The following is a 20455-nucleotide window of genomic DNA, read 5'->3' as shown; positions in this document are numbered from 1 at the left end:
CCGGGGACGCGGCTCAGATCGCCGTGTCCTCCGGCCTCACCTTGAGCATCGCCCCGTCGACGCCGACCACCACCACGCGCGCGCCGGCGGGGCTGTCCTCGCCGGTCACGCGCCAGACGGTGTCGTCCACCTTCACATGGCCGACGCCGCCGGCGATCGGCTCGCCCAGCACGAAGACCCGGCCGACCAGCGCCTCGGTGCGGCGATTGAGGAACGGCCGGTCGCTCGCCTTCGGCCCGCGCGGGAACATCCGGCGGCCGAGCAGCAGGGTAACGAGGGCCAGCACCGCATAAAGCACCAGCTGCCCCTGCCAGCCGAGCTCGAACAGCGGCACCGCCAGCCCGGTAGCCAGCGCCGCGATTCCCAGCCAGATGAACTGGGCCCCCGGCAGGGCGAGCTCGCCGATGAGCAGCACCCCGGCAAGGATGAACCAGATCCAGGTGCCAATTTCGGCGACGATCTCCGTCACTCCCATCCTCGCCTCCTCAGCCCGGATCGGCCGTCGCCCCGGACGCCGGCCCGGTCGGCCACGAACGGGCCCGGGCCGGAACGGCCGCCTCCCCGAAGGCGCCGCGCGCGATCTCGGCAATGCCGGCGAGCGAACCGATCACCGCCGTCGCCTCATAGGGCAGGATCAGCGTCTTCTGGTTGGGCGACGACGCCATGGCCTCCAGCGCCTTCACATATTTCTCGGCGACATAGTAGTTGAGCGCCGCCGGGTCGCCGGCCGCCACCGCCGCGGACAGCATCTGCGTCGCCCTGGCGTCGGCCTCGGCGAGCCGCTCGCGCGCCTCGGCGTCGCGGAACGCCGCCTCGCGCCGGCCTTCGGCCTCGAGGATCTGCGACTGCTTCTGCCCTTCCGCCCGCAGGATCTCCGCCTGGCGCAGCCCTTCGGCTTCCAGCACCGCGGCGCGCTTCTCGCGCTCCGCCTTCATCTGCCGCCCCATGGCGCTGACGAGATCGGCCGGCGGCACGATGTCCTTGATCTCGATGCGGGTGATCTTCACGCCCCAGGGCGCGGCGGCGGCGTCCACCACCTTCAGCAGGCGCTCATTGATCTCGTCGCGGTGGGAGAGCAGCTGGTCGAGGTCCATGGCGCCCATCACCGTGCGGATATTGGTGGTGGTGAGCGCGAGGATGGCGGTGTCGAGCCGGGCCACCTCGTAGCTGGCCCGCGCGGCATCGAACACCTGGAAGAAGGCGATGCCGTCCACCGCGACGGTGGCGTTGTCGCGGGTGATGACCTCCTGCGTCGGCACGTCGAGCACCTGCTCCATCACGTTCACCCTGCTGCCGATGCGGTCGAAGAAGGGAATGATGAGATTGAGGCCCGGCGTCAGGCTGCGCGTATAGCGGCCGAATCGCTCGACCGTGTACTGGTGGCCCTGCGGCACGGTCTTCACCGCGGCGAAGATGGTGGCGATCGCCAGCACCAGAAGCACGACCACGAACAGGTTGAAGCCGATCAGCATGGGGCCTCCCGCAGGCGCCGGCCATCGGCGCGGGCGGAGTGTGGCGCGCGACGGGATGGGCGGCAAGGCTGCGCGGCCACCTTGGAGGGCTTCGCGCCTTCAGCCAGCGCCGCGCGGCGATGACCCCATCGTCGAATGGGCTGTTGCAGACGAAGCGGCTGCAAAGAAAACGGCGCGACCGGTTCCCCCGGTCGCGCCGCCAATCGCCGCTCGTCCTCACCCGTCGCAGGCCGTCATGGCCGGGCGCGTCCCGGCCGGCCAGCTCTGCATCGGGCGTGCCCGGCCACGGGCGTGGATCCCCGGACCAAGCCCGGGGATGACGTGGCTCGGGACGGTTGCCGCCGCCTCAGGCGGCTTCCTCCACCGCGGGGTGGGTTTCGAACAGCAGCTCGCCCGCCCCGCGCTCCACCTTCACCACGTCGCCATCCTTCACCGTGCCGGCGAGGATGCGGCCGGCGAGCGGGTCCTGCAGCAGCTTCTGCATGACCCGCTTCAGGGGACGCGCGCCATAGGCCGGGTCGTAGCCCTTCTCGGCGAGGAAGTCCCGCGCCTCCGGGGTGAGCTCCAGCTGGATCTTGCGCTCCTCCAGCAGCTTCTGCAGGCGCTTGGCCTGGATATCGACGATGGCGCCCATCTGCGCGCGCATCAGCCGGTGGAACAGCACGATCTCGTCGACGCGGTTGAGGAATTCCGGCCGGAAGTGCCCGCGCACCACCGCCATCACCTCGTCGCGCACCGCCTCGGTGTCCTGGCCCTCCGGCTGGTTCACCAGGAACTCGGAACCGAGGTTCGAGGTCATGATGATCAGCGTGTTGCGGAAGTCGACCGTGCGGCCCTGGCCATCGGTCAGGCGACCGTCGTCGAGCACCTGAAGCAGCACGTTGAACACGTCCGGGTGCGCCTTCTCGACCTCGTCGAACAGCACCACCTGATAGGGCCGGCGCCGCACCGCCTCGGTGAGGGCGCCGCCCTCCTCATAGCCGACATAGCCGGGAGGCGCGCCGATCAGCCGGGCCACCGCGTGCTTCTCCATGTATTCGGACATGTCGATGCGCACCAGCGCGGTATCGTCGTCGAACAGGAACGCCGCCAGCGCCTTGGTCAGCTCGGTCTTGCCGACGCCGGTGGGGCCGAGGAACATGAACGAGCCGATCGGCCGGTTCGGGTCCTGCAGACCCGCCCGCGCGCGGCGCACCGCCGTCGAGACGGCTTCCACCGCCTCCTTCTGGCCGATGACGCGCTTGCCGAGCTCCTCCTCCATGCGGAGCAGCTTCTCCTTCTCGCCCTCCAGCATCTTGTCGACGGGCACGCCGGTCCAGCGCGAGACCACGCCGGCAATGTGATCGGGCGTCACCGCCTCCTCCACCATGCCGCCGGCCTTCACCTCTTCGGCGAGGTCCTTGGTCTCGATCTCGGCGAGCTTCTTCTCCAGCGCCGGAATGGTGCCGTAGGCGAGCTCGCCGGCCTTCTGGTACTCGCCATTGCGCTGGGCGATGGCGAGATCGGCGCGCGCCTTTTCGAGGTCGCTCTTCAGCTTCTGCGCGTCGCCGAGCTTGTCCTTCTCCGCCTTCCAGCGCGAGGTGATCGAGGAGGACTGCTCCTCGAGGTCGGCGAGCTCCTTCTCCAGCTTCTTCAGCCGATCCCTGGAGCCGGCGTCGCTCTCCTTCTTCAGCGCCTCCTGCTCGATGCGCAGGCGCACGATCTCGCGGTCGATATTGTCGAGCTCCTCCGGCTTGCTGTCGACCTGCATGCGCAGGCGCGAGCCGGCCTCGTCGATCAGGTCGATCGCCTTGTCGGGCAGGAAGCGGTCGGTGATGTAGCGGTTGGACAAGGTCGCCGCCGCGACGAGCGCGCTGTCGGTGATGCGCACGCCGTGATGCAGCTCGTACTTTTCCTTGATGCCGCGCAGGATGGAGACGGTGTCCTCCACCGTCGGCTCGGAGACGAAGACCGGCTGGAAACGGCGGGCGAGCGCCGGGTCCTTCTCGACGTGCTTCCTGTACTCGTCGAGCGTGGTGGCGCCGACGCAGTGCAGCTCGCCGCGCGCCAGCGCAGGCTTGAGCAGATTGGAAGCGTCCATCGCCCCGTCCGCCTTGCCGGCGCCGACCAGCGTGTGCATCTCGTCGATGAACAGGATGATGCCGCCCTCGGCCGCCTCGACCTCGGAGAGCACGCTCTTCAGCCGCTCCTCGAACTCGCCGCGATATTTCGCGCCGGCGATCAAGGCGCCCATGTCGAGGGCCAGCAGGCTCTTGTCCTTCAGGCTCTCCGGCACGTCGCCGTCGACGATGCGCAGGGCGAGGCCCTCGACGATGGCGGTCTTGCCGACGCCGGGCTCGCCGATGAGGACGGGATTGTTCTTGGTGCGACGCGCCAGCACCTGGATGGTGCGGCGGATTTCCTCGTCGCGGCCGATCACCGGGTCGAGCTTGCCCTCGCGGGCGTCCTTGGTGAGGTCGCGGGAGTATTTCTTCAAGGCGTCATAGGCGTTCTCGGCGGTGGCGCTGTCGGCCGTGCGGCCCTTGCGCAGCGCCTCGATGGCGGCGTTGATCTTCTGCGGGCTCGCACCCGACTTGCTGAGGATCTTGCCCGCCTCGCTGTCCTTCTCCAGCGCCAGCGCCAGCAGCAGCCGCTCGACGGTGACATAGCCGTCGCCGGCCTTCTTCGCCGCCTTCTCCGCGGCGTCGAACACGCGCGCGGTCGCCGGCGCCAGATAGACCTGGCCGGCGCCGGAACCCTGCACCTTGGGCAGCTTGTTCAAGGCGGCTTCGGTATCGGCGAGCACCATGCGGGCATCGCCGCCGGCGCGCTGGATCAGCCCGGCGCACAGCCCCTCGGGATCGTCCAGCAGCACCTTGAGCAGATGCTCCGGGGTGAACTGCTGGTGCCCCTCGCGAAGGGCGAGCGACTGGGCGGACTGGATGAAGCCGCGCGCGCGCTCGGTATAGGTCTCGAAATTCATGTCTCGTTGCCTCCTGGCCCCCCGTCCGCCTCCTGGAAGCGCGAACGGCACATCGGGACGGCGGCGCCCGTATCCCGGCCGCCGCGACGGACCCCGATCAGGCGATCCGTCCCTGCTCATGTAGTGTGGCAGATCGGCAACGAAAGGGGGCGCGGCGGCAGAAAATACCGATCCGCGCCCATGTCGGGGGCCGGGCAGCGGAAGCCGTCATTCTGCGCTATAATCCCTCCCGTCGGGCGGCGCTCGGCCGCCCGCAAACAGGGAGGCCGCCATGGCTTTCGACACTCGCGAACCGTCGTCCCGGACGGAAGCGGTCGGATTGTTCGCCAGCGCCCAGGAGCTGGAACGCGCCGTCAAGGACCTCGAGACCGCCGGCTTCGACCGCAGCGAACTCAGCATTCTCGCCAGCGAGGACGCCATCCGGCGCCGGCTCGGCCGTGGCTGGCTGGCCACCGGCGAGCTGGCGGACCAGTTCGCCGTACCGCGCAGCTCGCATGAGGAGAGCGAATCGCTGGCGGAGGCCCGGGGCGGCATCGTCGCCGCCGCCGCCTATGTGCCGGCGATGGTCGGCGGCGTCATCATGGCCGCGAGCGGCGGCACCATGCTGGCGGTGGTGGCCGTCGCCCTCGCCTCCTGCGGCATCGGCGGCGCCGTCGGGTTGTGGCTGGCCCGGATGTTCGGGCGCGAGCATGCCACCGCCATCGCCGGACATCTGCGCAATGGCGGGCTGCTGCTCTGGGTCTATACCCGCGACGCCGCGCATGAGGCGCGGGCGCTCGATCTGTTGCGGGCGGCCGGCGCCACCGACGTGCATCTGCACACGCTGCCGTCCCCCGGCGAGCCGACCGAGGCGGAACGCTTCGCCCCGGTGATCCGGCCGGAGAACCGCATCGTCTATTGAGCGTCCGGCCGCCTCTTTCCGCCGAGGAGAGGCGGCCCGTGAGCGACTAAGTGATCGGGAAGCCGGGAAGGCCCCTCACCCCGCCCCTCTCCCCCACGGGGAGAGGGAGAAGAGCGCTTGCGCCTCGGGAGGGCTGCACTCCACCGTGGTAGCGAGCGGCGGCTCCCTCGGGCCCGCGGCTCCTCAGGCCGGCCGCTCGGCGAGCAGCATGTAGTTGACGCCGAGATCGCTGGAGCGCCGCCACTCGTTGAGGAACGGATTGAACACCACGCCTTCGCGGTCGATCACCGCGAGGCCGCCGGCGGCCATGGCGTCCGCCAGCTCTTCCGGGGTGACGAAGCGCTTCCAGTCATGCGTGCCCTTCGGCAGCCAGCCCAGCACATATTCCGCCCCCACGATGGCCAGCGCGAAGCTGCGGCCGGTGCGGTTGAGCGTCGCGGCGGCCATGAGCCCGCCCGGCTTCACCATGCTGGCGGCGCTGTTCACGAACAGCCCGACATCGGCGACATGCTCCACCACCTCCATGGCCAGCACCACGTCGAACCGCTCGCCGGCCTCCGCCAGCGCCTCGGCGGTGGTGGCGCGGTACTCGACCGGCGCGCCGCTCTGCTCGGCATGCAGCGAGGCGACGCGCACATTCTTCTCGGCCGGATCGATGCCGACGACGCTGGCGCCCATCCGCGCCAGCGGCTCGCACAAGAGGCCGCCGCCGCAGCCGATGTCGAGCAGGCGCAGTCCTTCCAGCGGGCGCATGGCGCGCGGGTCGCGGCCGAAATGCGCGACGATCTTCTCGCGCAGCCAGGCGAGGCGCACCGGATTGAACTTGTGGAGAACCCCCATCTTGCCGCGCGGATTCCACCATTCGGCGGCGAGAGCGGCAAAGCGCTCCACTTCGCGGGGATCGACGGTGGTGGCGGTTTCGGCGGTCTCGGTCATCAGGCGCTCTCGGCTCTATCGGCTCTGCGGCTCGGAAAATGGGCGCATCCGGGAAGAATTCCAAGCTCGCTCCCGACCCGCGCGCGGGCGTTGCGGCCGGGGCGCGAGGTGGATATGTATACGCGCCTTTTCGGCCCGGGGGATGCCTCCCTTGCGCCCGACATAAGAACAAGCGGTACGGTTTCTTCCCATGGCACGTCTGGTGATGAAGTTCGGCGGCACGTCCGTCGCGAACATTGAGCGCATCAAGAACGTCGCCCGCCACGTCAAACGCGAGATCGACGCCGGGCACGAGGTCGCCGTGGTGGTGTCCGCCATGTCCGGCAAGACCAACGAGCTGGTCGGCTGGTGCCGCGAGACGGCGGTGCTCTACGATCCGCGCGAATATGACGCCATCGTCGCCTCCGGCGAGCAGGTGACGTCCGGCCTTCTCGCCATCGCGCTGAAGGACATGGGCATTCCCGCCCGCTCCTGGCAGGGCTGGCAGCTGCCGGTCTCCACCGACGACGCCCATGGCTCGGCGCGCATCCTCTCGGTGAACGGCGACGAGATCGTCGCCCGATTCGGCGAGGGACGCGAAGTGGCCGTGATCGCCGGCTTCCAGGGCATGCACGAGGCGTCGGGACGCATCACCACGCTGGGCCGCGGCGGCTCGGACACCAGCGCCGTGGCGGTCGCCGCCGCCATCAAGGCCGATCGCTGCGACATCTACACCGATGTCGACGGCGTCTACACCACTGATCCGCGCATCGTTCCCAAGGCCAAGCGCCTCGACAAGGTCGCCTTCGAGGAAATGCTGGAGATGGCGTCGCTGGGCGCCAAGGTATTGCAGGTACGTTCGGTCGAGATGGCCATGGTGCACAAGGTGCGCACCTTCGTGCGCTCCAGCTTCACCGACCCGGACGCACCGGAACTGAAGACCGCCGGCGACCCGCCGGGCACCCTGATCTGCGACGAGGAGGAAATCGTGGAGAGTGAAGTCGTCACCGGCATCGCCTTCGCGCGCGACGAGGCCCAGGTGAGCATCCGCCGCGTGCCGGACAAGCCGGGCATCGCCGCCAACGTCTTCGTGCCGCTGGCCGACGCCAACATCAATGTCGACATGATCGTGCAGAACGTGTCGGCGGAAGGCTTCACCGACATCACCTTCACCGTGCCGACCGCCGATTTCGAGCGCGCCAAGGCCGCCCTCGCGCCGGTGAAGGCGGAGATCGGCTTCGGCACCATCGAGGGCGCCACCGACGTGGTGAAGATCTCGATCATCGGCATCGGCATGCGCTCACATGCCGGTGTAGCGGCCCGCGCCTTCAAGGCGCTGTCCGAGCGCGGCATCAACATCCGCGCCATCTCCACCTCCGAGATCAAGATCTCGGTGCTGATCGACGCGGCCTATACCGAACTTGCCGTGCGGACGCTGCATTCGGTATACGGGCTCGACGCCTGACGGCATCATTTCGGCGGCGCGGCTCCAGCCGCGTCGATTCTTCGACAGTTCGGGACTCGGCGAGCGCCGAGATCAGGCCCGGAACCCAGGGACGGCCGATGCGTAGCGCCCTCGGCGGTCCGCGCGTGCTGCTGCGCCGCCTGCGCGAGGTCATGGCGGAGCCGGTCAGCGCGCAGGACCGCCTCGACAAGATCGTGGTCCTGATCGCGGCCAACATGGTGGCCGAGGTCTGCTCGGTCTATGTGCTGCGCGTCGACGGCACGCTGGAGCTCTACGCCACCGAGGGCCTCAACCGCAGCGCCGTGCATCTCACGGTGATGCGCATCGACGAGGGCCTCGTCGGCACCGTCGCGCGCGAGGCCGAGCCGATCAGCCTCTCCAACGCCCAGGCACACCCGGCCTTCTCCTACCGGCCGGAAACCGGCGAGGAAATTTACCATTCCTTCCTCGGCGTGCCGATCCTGCGCGCCGGCAACACGCTCGGCGTGCTGGTGGTGCAGAACCGCGCCCATCGCTCCTATACCGAGGAGGAGATCGAGGCGCTGCAGACCACCGCCATGGTGCTGGCCGAGATCATCGCCTCCGGCGAATTGACCGCCCTCGCCCTGCCCGGCGCCGAGCCGGCCGCCCGCCGGCCGCTGCACCTCACCGGCAGCGCGCTTTCCGAGGGTATCGGCCTCGGCCATGTGGTACTGCACGAGCCGCGCATCGAGGTGACCAAGGTCATCGCCGACGACGTGCCCGGCGAGCTCGACCGGCTCGACCAGGCGGTGGAGACGCTGCGCGCCTCCATCGACAGCATGCTGGAGGACGAGGGCGTCGCCCGCGTCGGCGAGCATCGCGAGATCCTCGAGGCCTACCGGATGTTCGCCCACGACCGCGGGTGGATCAACCGCATGCGCGAGGCGGTGATGACCGGCCTCACGGCGGAAGGCGCGGTCGAGCGCGTGCAGTCGGACACCCGCGCGCGCATGCTGCGCATGACCGACCCGTATCTGCGCGAGCGGATGCACGATCTCGACGACCTCGCCAACCGGCTGCTGCGCCAGCTCACCGGCCGCGCCGGCGGGCCGGAGAAGATGGCGCTGCCGGACAACGCCATCATCGTCGCCCGCAACATGAGCCCGGCGGCGCTGCTCGACTATGACCGCACCCGCATCCGCGGCCTGGTGTTGGAAGAGGGCGCGGCGACCAGCCATCTCACCATCGTCGCCCGCGCGCTCAACATCGCCGCCGTCGGGCATATCGAGAACATCGTCGGGCTGGTGGATGCCGGCGACCCCATCATCGTCGACGGCGTATCGGGCGAGGTGCATGTGCGCCCGCCCGTCGACGTCGAGGGCGTCTATGTCGAGAAGGTGCGCTTCCGCGCCAAGCGGCTGGAGCAATATGCCGCCCTGCGCGACATGCCCACCGTCACCCGCGACGGCGTCGCCATCGACCTGCACCTGAATGCTGGCCTGCTGGTCGACCTGCCGCACATCGCCGAAACCGGGGCCTCGGGCATCGGCCTGTTCCGCACCGAGCTGCAGTTCATGATCGCCTCCGCCTTCCCGCGGACCAACGAGCAGCTGAAGCTCTACCGCTCGGTGCTCGACGCCGCCGATGGGCGGCCGGTGGTGTTCCGCACCCTCGACATCGGCGGCGACAAGGTGCTGCCCTATATGCGGGCGATCGAGGAGGAAAACCCGGCGCTCGGCTGGCGTGCCATCCGCCTCGGCCTCGACCGGCCGGGCCTGCTGCGCAGCCAGGTCCGTGCTCTGCTGCGCGCCGCCAACGGGCGCGAACTGCGCCTCATCTTCCCGATGGTGGCGGCGGTGGAGGAGTTCGACAAGGCGCGCCACATCGTCGAGCGCGAGCTCACCCATCTGCGCCGTCACGGCCACGGCCTGCCCGAGCGGGTGCTGGTGGGGGTGATGCTGGAAGTGCCGTCGCTGCTGTTCCAGCTCGACGCCCTGTTCGAGCGCATCGACTTCGCCTCGGTCGGCTCCAACGACCTGGTGCAGTTCCTGTTCGCCGCCGATCGCGGCAATCCGCGCGTCGCCGACCGCTTCGATCCCCTGTCGCCGGCCGCCCTCAACGCGCTGAAGGCCATTGCCGACGCCGCCGAACGCCACGGCAAGCAGGTGACGCTGTGCGGCGAACTCGCCTCGCGGCCGCTAGAGGCGCTGGCGCTGGCCGCCATCGGCTACCGCAAGCTGTCGCTCTCCCCCGCCGCCTATGGCCCGGTGAAGGCGATGTTCCTCGACCTCGACCTCGGCGCCGTCGCCGCGCTGGTGGAGCCGCTGCTGAAGGGGGAGACCCATATCGCCAGCCTGCGGCCGCACCTGAAGGCCTTCGCCGAAACCACCGGCCTGCCGCTGTGACCACCGCCCTCCCCGACGCCCGGCTCGACCAGCTTCTCGCCCGTCACGCCGAGATCGAGCATGCGCTCTCCGCCAGCCCCGATGCCGAGGCCTATGTCCGTCTCTCCCGCGAATTCGCCGACCTCTCGCCGCTGATCGAGCGGGTGAAGGCGCTGCGTGCCGCCGAGCGCGAGCTCGCCGAGGCGCAGCATCTCGCCGAGGACGCGGGGACCGACCGCGAAATGGCCGAGCTCGCCGCCGCCGAGGCCGCCGAGCTGGAAGAGAAGGTCGAGGCGCTCACCCATGAGGTGCGGCTCGCGCTGCTGCCCAAGGACGCGATGGACGAGCGCGGCGTCATCCTCGAAGTGCGCGCCGGCACCGGCGGCGACGAGGCGGCGCTGTTCGCCGGCGACCTGTTCCGCATGTATGAGCGCTTCGCCGGGCTCAATGGCTGGTCCGTCGAGGTGCTGTCGATGAGCGAGGGCACCGCCGGCGGCTACAAGGAAATCATCGCCGCCATCCATGGCCGCGGCGCCTATGCGAAGTTGAAGTTCGAATCCGGCGTGCATCGCGTGCAGCGCGTGCCGGAGACCGAAGGCTCGGGCCGCATCCACACCTCCGCCGCCACGGTGGCGGTGCTGCCGGAGGTCGAGGAGGTCGATATCGGCATCGACGAGGGCGACCTCAGGATCGACGTGTTCCGCGCCTCCGGCGCCGGCGGCCAGCATGTGAACAAGACCGAGAGCGCGGTGCGCATCACCCACCTTCCCACCGGCGTCGTGGTGGCGGTGCAGGACGAGCGCTCGCAGCACAAGAACAAGGCGCGCGCCATGAGCCTCCTGCGCGCCCGGCTCTACGACGCCGAACGCGAGAAGCGCGACAGCGCCCGCGCCAGCGAGCGCAAGCTGCAGGTCGGCTCCGGCGACCGCTCCGAGCGCATCCGCACCTATAATTTCCCGCAGGCACGCGTGACCGATCACCGCATCGGCCTCACCCTCTACAAGCTGCCGGAAATCGTCGCCGGCGACGCGCTCGGCGAGCTGGTCGATTCATTGGTCACCGAGCATCAGGCGGCGCTGCTGGCCGAGGCCGAATCGGCCGGCTGGAACTAGGCCGATGCCGGTCACGCGCGCGGCGCTGATCCGCGAGATCGCCGGCACCCTCGCCGCCGCCGGCATCGATTCGGCACGGCGCGAGGCACGGTTGCTGGTGCGCCAGGCGCTCGGCCTCGGCGATGCCGAGCTGATCGCCCGGGCGGAGCTTGCCGTCGAGGCGACCGAGGCGGCACGGCTCCGCGCACTCGCCCGCCGCCGCGCCGACGGCGAGCCTCTGGCGCGGCTGACCGGAAAGCGCGAATTCTGGAGCCTCGACTTCACGCTCTCGCCCGAAACGCTGGTGCCGCGCCCGGACACCGAGACGCTGGTGGAAGCCGCGCTGGCCGCCTTCCCCGATCGTCTCCAGCCGTTGCGGGTGCTCGATCTCGGCACCGGCAGCGGCGCCCTCCTCGCGGCGCTGCTGTCGGAGCGCCCCAACGCCTTCGGCATCGGCGTCGATCGCTCGGAAGGCGCGGCGCGACAGGCCCGGGCCAATCTCGTCGCCCTCGGCCTCGGGTCCCGCGCCGCCGTGCTGGTCGGCGACTGGGCCGCGCCGCTTGGCGGAGGCTTCGATCTCGTGATTTCCAACCCGCCCTATATCGAGACCGCGGCCATCGACCGCCTTGAGGTGGACGTGCGCGCCCACGATCCCCATATGGCTCTCGACGGCGGCCCCGACGGGCTGGCGGCCTATCGCGCCATCGCCGGATTCCTGCCTGCCCTATTGTTGCCCGGTGGCCGGGCCATTCTCGAATTGGGGGTTGGACAGGAAGCAGCGGTCGCGCAATTGCTCGTGAAGGCCGGTCTCGGCATAGACGGGCCGGCGCGCGTCGATCTCGGCGGCATCGCCCGCGCCCTGGTCACCACACCGGCGTGAGATCGTCCGACCTGCAGCAAAAAAGGGCTTGGAACCAACTACCGAACCGATTAGTGTCCGGTCACAGGAATCGACCTGAGACATCATTCACCGACAGGATGTTGATTTCGGAACGGCTTGCGCGGCCGGGACGATCCCCTGACCGGAAGTTCTCCCGCAAGGGAGGTCGATGTCACCTAGGACAGGATTGCTTCAGTCGTTTGGCCGCATGTCTGACACGCGGCAGAGCGCGAAGCTGACGGCAGCGCTCGAAGCGTGCCGGCAGGGTGTGAATGTCACGGCGGCGGCCGGATTTCCCGGCCGGATGCGGGTGGGCGCAGAGGTTTCGAACTTCGGTTTTGAACTTCATGGTGGCGCGCCAGGCCCGGATGTTTCGCCGGACGGTCAGTTTCCGGGGCTGTTCCGTGTACAGGCACCGCGGCGGAGACGCTGTCCCCCGCGCTGAACCTGCCGGAATTGCCCGGTCGAGATTTTTTCCGAAGGCTGCGCCTGAAACGACGATTGTGACGCACACCAAGACGATACGAACACCAGAAGGCGATTGACCCGCCCGCAGGCTTCCCGGCATGGCGCTTGCCCATCGGGACGTGCGGCAGCAGAGACCAGACTCGATGCGAAATAACAACCAGCAGAAGCGTATGCGTGGCCGGAACAATACCAACCGGCGCAGCCAGAACCCGCTGACCCGGGTCTATGAATCCAACGGGCCGGACGTGAAGGTCCGCGGCACCGCCCAGACCATCGCCGAGAAATATCTGCAGCTCGCCCGCGACGCCCAGGCTTCGAGCGATCCGGTGGCGGCGGAGAACTATCTCCAGCACGCCGAGCATTATTTCCGCATCATCGCCGCGGTGCAGGCCCAGTTCGGCGTCCAGGGCCAGCCTTTCCAGCGCCCGGACGAGGACGAGGACGACTTCGACTTCGAGGAGAGCGGCGAGGCGCAGCCGAACGCGCAGTTGCAGCAGCCGCGCGAGGCGCCCCAGCGCGAGGACGGCGGCCGCGAGCAGGGCCGCGAGGGAGGGCGCGACAATTTCCGCGATCGCGACGGCTATAATCGCCGGGACAACCGCGACAATCGCGAGCCCCGTGACAACCGGGATAATCGCGACAACCGGGATTCCCGTGACAACCGGGACAATCGCGACCGCAATCAGGATCGCAACAACCAGCGCAATGAGCGTGGCCCGCGCGAGGATCGCGACTACCGCTCCGACCAGCCGCGGCAGAATCGCTGGGAGCGCGGCGAGCGCCCGCAGCGCGAGCCGCGCGAGAATGCCTATCGCGATCCCGGCAACCAGCCGCAGCCGGTTCTCGGCCCGGATGTCGAGGCCGAGATCGGCCTGCCGGCCTTCATCACCCAGAGCAGCGGCCCGGTGCCGGTAGCCGCCGCGCCCGAGCCGGTTCCGCCCGTCGCGGCGGCCGCGCCCGCACCCGTGCCGGCTCCGCAGGCGGAACCCGAGCCCGCCCCCGTGCCCGCGGCACCCGCGCGCCGCTCGCGCGCCGCGGCCGCGGCTCCCGCCCAGCCCAGCGAGCCGGCGGCCGCCGACGCTCCGGCGCCGGAGGCGACCGACGATGCCGCCAAGCCCCGCACCCGCCGCCGGCGCTACCGCCGGGCCGGCGATGCCGAGGGGGACACGCCGGCCGAGCCCGCCGAAGCCGGCGAGTGAGAGCCGAGCCCGGGCCTGCGTCCCGGCGTCCGTGATCTTGCAGCCCGGCCTCGTGCCGGGCTGTTGCGTTTCAGGCCGTCATCGCTCGGAGACGATGGCTGCGCCGGATCGCTGCCGCAGGCCACGGACGCCAGACCGCAGCCGCGCGACATCGACCGACACAGAACGTGGATGGGGAGGCTTGCGGTCGTCCTGACCTCGGGCGGCCTCGCCGCCCGGCATTGACGCTTACGGCTGCAACCGCAGGCGCACCGCGTCGCCCCGATTGATCGCCCCGCCCGAAACCACCTCGGCGAAGATGCCGCAATGATTGTGGCCGAGCTGGCGGTTCAGCGTCCCGGGAATGTCGAGATCGCGCACCGCGCTGGCCGGATCGACATTGGTGGCGGCGCAACGCACGATGCTCTCGGTGATCCTCAGCTTCACCTGCTCGCCGATCTCGATGGTGTGGCCGACGAGATCCATCTCCTCCCACGGCTCCATGCCGGACAGATAGAGATTGGCGCGGAAACGCAGCGGATCGACGGGCTTGCCGATCATCTCCTCCAGCGCCCGGCAGCTGGCGAGGTTGATGAGCGAGATGTACCCCTCGGTGGTGTCGACGAAGCGGAATCCCTCCGGCGCCGCCAGCACCTTGGGCGCGCCGCGCAATTCGTATCGGGCGTAGCGCTGGAAGAACAGCTCGATCGCCGCCCGCCCCTCCTCGGTGGAAAGGTCGCCGCGCACCACTTCCGCGCCCTCATGGCGAATGACGAGCGTCGTCGCGGCATCCTCGTAACGTGCATCGAGGGCGGCGAGCCGCTCGTTGCGCATCAGCATGAGGAACTTGATCTTCGGCTGGAACGCCGGCGCCTCGGCGACGAAGCCGGAGGGCCCGTTCTCGATGGCATAGAGCCGGTCGCCGGGGAAATAGCCGCCGGCGGTCAGTTCCGCGACATCGAGCGGTTCCGGGGTCAGCCCCTTGACCGGATAGCGATAGATCGCGGCGACGGAAGCGAACGCGATCGGCTCAACCGGCGCGTCGGCGGGTGCGGGAACGTCGGTATCGTCGAGCGATTCGGTCATGGAGGATCAACATACAGGCTTCGCGCAGGGCCGTCAGCTTCGCCGAGCGGCCGATGGCGGGAGGCAGGCTGCCCGATTTTTGCGCTTTTCCTCGGCGCGCGAATCCGTATCAAATTGCCCAGACGATCCCGAGGCTACCAGGGAGGCCGGCCATGCCACGGCTTTTCACCGCCCTCGAAATCCCGGCCAATGTCGCCGGCACCCTGTCGATGCTGCGCGGCGGCCTGCCGGGGGCGCGATGGATCGACCCGGAATTCTACCACGTCACCCTGCGCTTCATCGGCGATGTCGATCACGCCGTGGCGCGCGACGCGGCTGCCGCGCTCGACGAGGTCGATCGCTTCGGCTTCGACCTCACCCTCGACGGCGTCGACCAGTTCGGCAACAACAAGCCGCGCGCCATCTTCGCGGCGGTCAAGACCAACAGCGCGCTCAACGAGTTGCAGGCCGAGCACGAGCGGCTGATGAAGCGCATCGGCCTGCCGCCGGAGGGGCGAAACTTCCGCCCGCACGTCACCCTGGCCCGCCTGCGCGACGCCGCGCCGCGCCAGGTGGCGGACTATCTTTCCATCCGCGGCTACTACCGCTCGCCGACCTTCGAGGTCTCCCGCTTCGTGCTCTACTCCTCGCGGGATTCGGTCGGCGGCGGCCCCTACCGCGTCGAGGCCGCCTATCCGCTGATGTAGACGCCCCATCTGCGGGTCTGCCTTGCGCCGGACATATTGCGGATGACGATAGGCGGGGCCATCTCATGGTCATGGCAGACGAGTTTCATATGGCCACCCGCTCCGCAGCCGCTTTCACCGACGCCTTCGATGCGACCGAAGCCGATCTCGGCGGCACTGGAAACGCCGCCGACGAACAGGAAGTGCGAGCCGGCTTCTGGCGCAAGCTTGCCGCCGCCGCCGGCCGTATCCCCTTCGCGGCGGATGCCGCGGCGGCCTATTACTGCGCGCTCGACCGGAACACCCCGGTGAAGGTGCGCGCCGTGCTGTTCGGCTCCCTCGCCTATTTCCTGCTGCCGACGGATACGGTTCCCGACATCCTGCCCATGCTCGGCTTCACCGACGACGCGGCCGTGCTCGCCACCGCCCTCAACCTGCTCGCCGCTCACATCACGCCGGTCCACCGCGAGGCGGCCCGGCGGGCGATGGAGCGCATCACACGCGCGTGAAGGCTTTCCACGGCTTTCACGTCCCGCAGTAATCCTTCATTTACCTCCGCGGCAAAATCACTCGAAGATGAGCCCAATTCTCCGCCAAAGCGGTCACATCCCCGTCGGAAGGGTTCACAGCCGTCCGAGGGGCAGATATCCCTTTAGCGGTCTGAACGGAGCATTGAGCGAAGCCGCGACCGCGGTGAAAGCATAACACAGGAGCGATCGACGATGGCACGACGCAAGGCGCGCGCGGCACTCGCCGGCCTGGCACTGGCACTCATCGGAACGGCCGGCGCCGAAGCGGCGCCGAAGCTGGTTGGTCAGTTCGGTGATTGGGGCGTTTATCTGGACGACAGCGGCAGCGGCAAGATCTGCTACGCGCTCTCGCAGCCGAAGTCGCGCGCTCCCGCCGGGCTGAACCGCGATCCTGCCTATTTCTTCATCAGCACCCGCACGGCGGAGAATGTGAAGAACGAGATCAGCGTCGTCATGGGCTTCCCGCTGAAGGAAGGCTCGGACGCCACCCTCACCATCGGCCCGGCTTCCTTCGATCTCTATACCCGGGGATCCGGCGCCTGGGTGCGCAACGTGGCGGAGGAGAACCGCCTGCTCGACGCCATGCGGCGCGGCAGGGACGTGGTGGTGAAGAGCTCGTCGATACGCGGCAACGTCACCACCGACACCTATTCGCTGAGCGGCATCTCCGCGGCGGTGGATCGCGCCGCGCAGGAATGCCGCTGAACCGGCACCCGGAAAACCCGGCACCGTCCCCCGGACGGTGCCGCCTCCCGCGCCCATCTCGTTCGAGGACGCCGAGCCAAACGCCCATCGGGAACGCCCGTCGAGGAACTCCATGCCGGTCGAGCTTCGCCTGATCCCCTGCCTCGCCGACAATTATGCCGTGCTGCTGCGCGATCCGGTGACGGAGGCGACCGCGGTCGTCGACGTGCCGGAGGTGGCGCCGGTCCTTGCCGCGCTCGAGCGCGAGGACTGGACGCTGACGCATATCCTCGTCACCCACCACCACACCGATCACATTGCCGGCGTGGAGGCCCTGAAGGCCCGCTACGGCGCGACGGTGATCGGCCCCCGGGCGGAGCGCGACACCATTCCCGGCCTCGACTTCGCCGTGGTGGACGGCGACCCGGTGGCGGTGGGCAGCCTGGTCGGGCGGGTGCTCGAAACCCCCGGCCATACCAAGGGCCATATTGTCTTCCTGTTCGAGGGCGAGCGGCTATTGTTCAGCGGCGACACGCTGTTCGTCATGGGCTGCGGCCGGCCCTTCGAGTGCGACCCGCCGGTGCTGTGGAACTCGCTGCTGCGGCTGCGGGCGCTGCCGGACGACATCGCGGTCTATTGCGGCCACGAATACACCCTCTCCAACGGCCGCTTCGCCGTGCATGTCGACCCCGACAACGCCGCCTCGCGCGATCATCTCGCTTCGGCGGAGGCCCTGCGTGCGCAGGGCAAGCCGACACTGCCCACCAGCATCGGCAGGGAGAAGGCCAGCAACCCGTTCCTCCGGGCCGACGACCCGGCGCTGGCGGCGAAGCTCGGCCTCGCCGGCGCCGAACCCGCCGCGGTGTTCACCGAGCTGCGCGAGCTCAAGAGCCAGTTCCGGGGCTGACGGCGATGGCGGTCCCCACTCTGTCCGCCGCCGAGATCATCGCCCGCCTCGGGCTCGAACCGCATCCCGAGGGCGGGCATTTCCGCGAGACCTTCCGCGATCCCCATCGCCTGGAAGACGGGCGCTCCGCCTCCACCGCCATCTATTTCCTGCTGGCGGCGGGCGAGGAATCGCACTGGCACCGGGTCGACGCGGTGGAGATCTGGCACTGGCATGCGGGGGCGCCGCTCGAGCTCTCGCTGGCCGCGGGCGATGCCGCCCCGGTGCAATCCCTCCGTCTCGGCCCTGACCTCGCCGCCGGCGAGGAGCCCCAGCGGGTGGTGCCGCGCGGTGCCTGGCAGGCGGCCCGCAGCCTCGGCGACTGGACGCTGGTCGGCTGCACCGTGGCGCCGGGCTTCGAATTCGCCGGCTTCGAGCTGGCCCCGCCGGGCTGGCAGCCGGGCTGATCCTGCCCGCTATCCCGGCTATTTGCGCGCGAGCAGCGTCGCCACCCCGGCGCCGCCGACGATGAGGGCGCAGGCCCCGGCCAGTGCCCAGCTGGCGCTGGCGAAGCCGGTGGCGACGAGAAGCAGCGTCGACAGCACTGGCGCCGCATAGGAGGCGACGCCGAGCAGGCGCATGTCGCCGCGCTTCATGCCGATGTCCCAGGTGTAGAAGGCGATGCCGACTGGCCCGATGCCGAGCGCCGCCACCGCCAGCCATTCCGTCCCCGACGGCCAGACCGCCGGCTCGAAGATGAGATGGCACGGCACGGACAGCGCCGCCGTGGCGAGGCAGAACCCCGCCACCGCCTCGGTGGGCACGTCGGCGAAGCGGCGCGCCAGCACCGAATAGCTCGACCAGATCACCGCGCACAGCGCCGCCGCGGCGTAGCCCGGCAGGTAAGCCGGTGAGAAGCCGAAGCCGCCGGCACGAGCGCCGAGCAGCAGGATCGTCCCGGCCAGCCCCATCAGCGCGCCGACGATATGGGCGGGGCGCAGCCGCTCGCCCGGCAGCGTCGCCGACATCAGCACGATGAGCAGCGGCCAGAGATAGGCGATCAGCCCCGCTTCCGCCGGCGGCGCCAGCTTCAGCGCCGAGAAATAGAAGAAATGGTAGCCGAACAGGCCGCCGACGCCGTGCAGCCAGACCAGCCAGGGCTGGCGCAGCACCGACAGCCCGACGCCGCGCACCATCGCCGCAATGAGCCCGACCCCGCCCCCGATCGCAAAGGTGAGCGCGGTGAGCAGGAAGGGCGGCACCGCGCCGGTCGCCGACGTGGCAAGCGCCAGCGTCGCCCAGAGCAGGATGGCGGAAAAGCCGACAAGGGTGGCGACGGAGCGCGGAATCGAAGCGGACATGGGAGAACACCGGGATAGGGGTGTCCCTTATGACCGTCACGCGCCGCGGCGCCAAGTCCCGGCGCGAGCCGGGCTCTCCCGCAGCAGCGCCAAATCCTGCCGGCGCGAGCCAGGCTCTCCCGCAGCGGCGCCGAATCCTGCCGGCACAACACCGGGCTCTCCCGCAGAGGGCCAGCGGGCCGGGGAAGGGAGGACGGCCTGCCGGGCGCTCGCCCGCCGGCCGCCGCCTTGCGAAGGCGGTCGATCGCGGCGGCGCGTCGCGACGGAGCGGCTCAGTTTTCCAAAATCAGCCCATCGTCCGCTGGATCGCGCGGAATGGCGACCTATCTCATCCGGGTGATCCGACAGCAGGGATAGAATGCCATGGCCTCCACCCGCCTCGCCTCCATCCGGTTCGGCCGCACCGAAAGCGGCAGCGGCCATGCCGCGTTCCGCTACGCCAAGCTCGGCTCGGCCCTGCTCGGTGCCGCCCTGTTCGCCGGCCTTGCCTTGCCGGTCCGCGCCCAGACGCCGGCGATCAGCATCGACGACGCGCTGCGCATCGTCCGCGCGAACGGCCTCGCCACCGTCACGCAGCTCGAACTCGACGGTCGCAAATGGGAAGCCGAAGGCCGCGACGGCGCCGGCCGCCGCATGGAAGTCGACGTCGACGCCGCCACCGGCAAGGTGCTGAGGACCGAGACGAGGTAGCCGGCCCGCCCGGAGGCGGCCGGCAGGTCGCGGCTCAGATCATGAACTGGCCGCCATTGGCGGTCAGCGTCGAGCCGGTGATGAAGGACGCCTCGTCCGCCGCCAGGAACACCACGCAGCGGGCGATCTCCTCCGGTTCGCCGAGCCGGCCGACCGGAATCTGCGGCAGCACCTTCTTCTCGATCACCTCCTGCGGCACCGCCTTGACCATTTCGGTGGCGATGTAGCCGGGGCAGATGGCATTCACCGTGATGCCCTTGTTGGCGTTCTCCTGTGCCAGCGCCTTGGTGAAGCCGAGGTCGCCGGACTTGGCGGCGGCATAGTTGGTCTGCCCCATCTGTCCCTTCTGGCCGTTGATGGAGGAGATGTTGACGATGCGCCCGAAATTGCGCTCGCGCATGCCCTCGATCACCTGCCGCGACATGTTGAACAGCGAGTTGAGGTTGGTGTTGATCACCGCGTACCACTGCTCGGCGGTCATCTTGTGCAGCATGCCGTCGCGGGTGATGCCGGCATTGTTGACCAGCACGTCGACGGGGCCGAGCTCGGCCGCCACCCTGGCGACGCCGGCCTTGCAGGCCTCGAAATCCGACACGTCCCATTTGAAGGCCGGGATGCCGGTCGCGGCGGTGAAGCCAGCCGCGGCCTCCTCGTTCCCGGCATAGTTGGCGGCCACCTTGTAGCCGGCTGCCTTCAAGGCCACGCACACCGACGCCCCGATCCCTCGGGTGCCGCCGGTTACCAACGCAACGCGACTCATCTGACTTCCCCTCTCGGCTTCCGTCCCGGAACCTGCCATGGCTTGTACGTCGTTTTTATTGGACGGCAAGGCACCCAAACGCTTGCCCTGCCATCATTTTCGCATGGCTCGCCATT

19 protein-coding genes are annotated in these 20455 nt (G+C 69.4%); 12 read left to right on the top strand and 7 right to left on the bottom strand.

Annotated features, from left to right (window positions below; all coding sequences use genetic code 11):
* Positions 1-13: 13 nt before the first annotated feature.
* From KHC19_RS20320 to clpB, 3 genes are all read right to left on the bottom strand, one after another.
* On the bottom strand, positions 14-475 hold the full coding sequence (locus KHC19_RS20320) for an NfeD family protein (protein WP_213355092.1): 462 nt from the start codon (positions 473-475) through the stop codon (positions 14-16).
* Between the two features lie 10 nt (positions 476-485).
* Complete coding sequence (locus KHC19_RS20315) at positions 486-1469, bottom strand: SPFH domain-containing protein (RefSeq protein WP_213355181.1); 984 nt, start codon at positions 1467-1469, stop codon at positions 486-488.
* A 349-nt stretch (positions 1470-1818) separates the two neighbouring features.
* The gene (clpB, locus tag KHC19_RS20310; protein ID WP_213355091.1) at positions 1819-4434 is read right to left on the bottom strand and encodes an ATP-dependent chaperone ClpB; all 2616 of its coding nucleotides are present in this window, start codon (positions 4432-4434) and stop codon (positions 1819-1821) included.
* A 271-nt stretch (positions 4435-4705) separates the two neighbouring features.
* Here clpB and KHC19_RS20305 point away from each other — a divergent pair, with 271 nt between their 5' ends.
* The gene (locus tag KHC19_RS20305; RefSeq protein ID WP_213355086.1) at positions 4706-5335 is read left to right on the top strand and encodes a hypothetical protein; all 630 of its coding nucleotides are present in this window, start codon (positions 4706-4708) and stop codon (positions 5333-5335) included.
* 183 nt (positions 5336-5518) lie between these two features.
* Here KHC19_RS20305 and ubiG read toward each other — a convergent pair whose 3' ends face one another.
* Complete coding sequence (gene ubiG, locus KHC19_RS20300) at positions 5519-6271, bottom strand: bifunctional 2-polyprenyl-6-hydroxyphenol methylase/3-demethylubiquinol 3-O-methyltransferase UbiG (RefSeq protein ID WP_213355084.1); 753 nt, start codon at positions 6269-6271, stop codon at positions 5519-5521.
* Positions 6272-6461: 190 nt separating this feature from the next.
* On the opposite strand from ubiG, the gene KHC19_RS20295 reads away from it, so the two are divergent.
* From KHC19_RS20295 to KHC19_RS20275, 5 genes are all read left to right on the top strand, one after another.
* Complete coding sequence (locus tag KHC19_RS20295; RefSeq protein ID WP_213355082.1) at positions 6462-7715, top strand: aspartate kinase; 1254 nt, start codon at positions 6462-6464, stop codon at positions 7713-7715.
* Between the two features lie 98 nt (positions 7716-7813).
* Positions 7814-10081: a phosphoenolpyruvate--protein phosphotransferase gene (gene ptsP / locus KHC19_RS20290; protein WP_213355080.1), complete on the top strand. Its 2268-nt coding sequence runs from the start codon at positions 7814-7816 to the stop codon at positions 10079-10081.
* Entirely contained in the window at positions 10078-11172 is a 1095-nt protein-coding gene (gene prfA, locus KHC19_RS20285; RefSeq protein WP_213355079.1) for a peptide chain release factor 1, read from the top strand. Before ptsP ends, prfA begins: the two co-directional genes overlap by 4 nt.
* Before the next feature lie 4 nt (positions 11173-11176).
* A complete protein-coding gene (gene prmC / locus KHC19_RS20280) occupies positions 11177-12031 on the top strand; it encodes a peptide chain release factor N(5)-glutamine methyltransferase (RefSeq protein WP_213355078.1) in 855 nt (284 codons plus the stop codon).
* A 611-nt stretch (positions 12032-12642) separates the two neighbouring features.
* Entirely contained in the window at positions 12643-13698 is a 1056-nt protein-coding gene (locus tag KHC19_RS20275; protein ID WP_213355077.1) for a DUF4167 domain-containing protein, read from the top strand.
* A gap of 228 nt (positions 13699-13926) precedes the next feature.
* On the opposite strand, the gene KHC19_RS20270 is transcribed toward KHC19_RS20275, so the two are convergent.
* Positions 13927-14763, bottom strand: a complete 837-nt coding sequence (locus KHC19_RS20270; RefSeq protein WP_213355075.1) for an MOSC domain-containing protein — start codon at positions 14761-14763, stop codon at positions 13927-13929.
* Positions 14764-14915: 152 nt separating this feature from the next.
* On the opposite strand from KHC19_RS20270, the gene thpR reads away from it, so the two are divergent.
* The 5 genes from thpR to KHC19_RS20245 all read left to right on the top strand — a co-directional run bounded on the left by thpR (position 14916) and on the right by KHC19_RS20245 (position 17995).
* Positions 14916-15449, top strand: coding sequence for an RNA 2',3'-cyclic phosphodiesterase (gene thpR / locus KHC19_RS20265; RefSeq protein WP_213355073.1), 534 nt, complete (start codon positions 14916-14918; stop codon positions 15447-15449).
* Positions 15450-15538: 89 nt separating this feature from the next.
* Complete coding sequence (locus KHC19_RS20260; RefSeq protein WP_213355071.1) at positions 15539-15937, top strand: YkvA family protein; 399 nt, start codon at positions 15539-15541, stop codon at positions 15935-15937.
* Positions 15938-16150: 213 nt separating this feature from the next.
* On the top strand, positions 16151-16663 hold the full coding sequence (locus KHC19_RS20255) for an invasion associated locus B family protein (RefSeq protein WP_213355069.1): 513 nt from the start codon (positions 16151-16153) through the stop codon (positions 16661-16663).
* A 112-nt stretch (positions 16664-16775) separates the two neighbouring features.
* A complete protein-coding gene (gene gloB, locus KHC19_RS20250; protein ID WP_213355067.1) occupies positions 16776-17549 on the top strand; it encodes a hydroxyacylglutathione hydrolase in 774 nt (257 codons plus the stop codon).
* 5 nt (positions 17550-17554) lie between these two features.
* Positions 17555-17995 (top strand): cupin domain-containing protein, encoded by a 441-nt coding sequence (locus tag KHC19_RS20245; protein ID WP_213355065.1) that lies wholly within the window; start codon positions 17555-17557, stop codon positions 17993-17995.
* Between the two features lie 18 nt (positions 17996-18013).
* On the opposite strand, the gene yddG is transcribed toward KHC19_RS20245, so the two are convergent.
* A complete protein-coding gene (gene yddG / locus KHC19_RS20240; protein ID WP_213355063.1) occupies positions 18014-18889 on the bottom strand; it encodes an aromatic amino acid exporter YddG in 876 nt (291 codons plus the stop codon).
* 363 nt (positions 18890-19252) lie between these two features.
* On the opposite strand from yddG, the gene KHC19_RS20235 reads away from it, so the two are divergent.
* Positions 19253-19579, top strand: coding sequence for a PepSY domain-containing protein (locus KHC19_RS20235; RefSeq protein ID WP_213355062.1), 327 nt, complete (start codon positions 19253-19255; stop codon positions 19577-19579).
* Positions 19580-19613: 34 nt separating this feature from the next.
* Here the strand turns inward: KHC19_RS20235 and phbB are convergent, their stop codons facing one another.
* On the bottom strand, positions 19614-20339 hold the full coding sequence (gene phbB / locus KHC19_RS20230; protein WP_213355039.1) for an acetoacetyl-CoA reductase: 726 nt from the start codon (positions 20337-20339) through the stop codon (positions 19614-19616).
* Between the last annotated feature and the right edge of the window lie 116 nt (positions 20340-20455).

Origin of the sequence: Ancylobacter oerskovii, from assembly GCF_018390555.1 — a bacterium.
Lineage (GTDB): Bacteria > Pseudomonadota > Alphaproteobacteria > Rhizobiales > Xanthobacteraceae > Ancylobacter > Ancylobacter oerskovii.
Note: the sequence above shows the minus strand (reverse complement) of the source record. Positions and strands in the feature narration are given on the sequence as shown.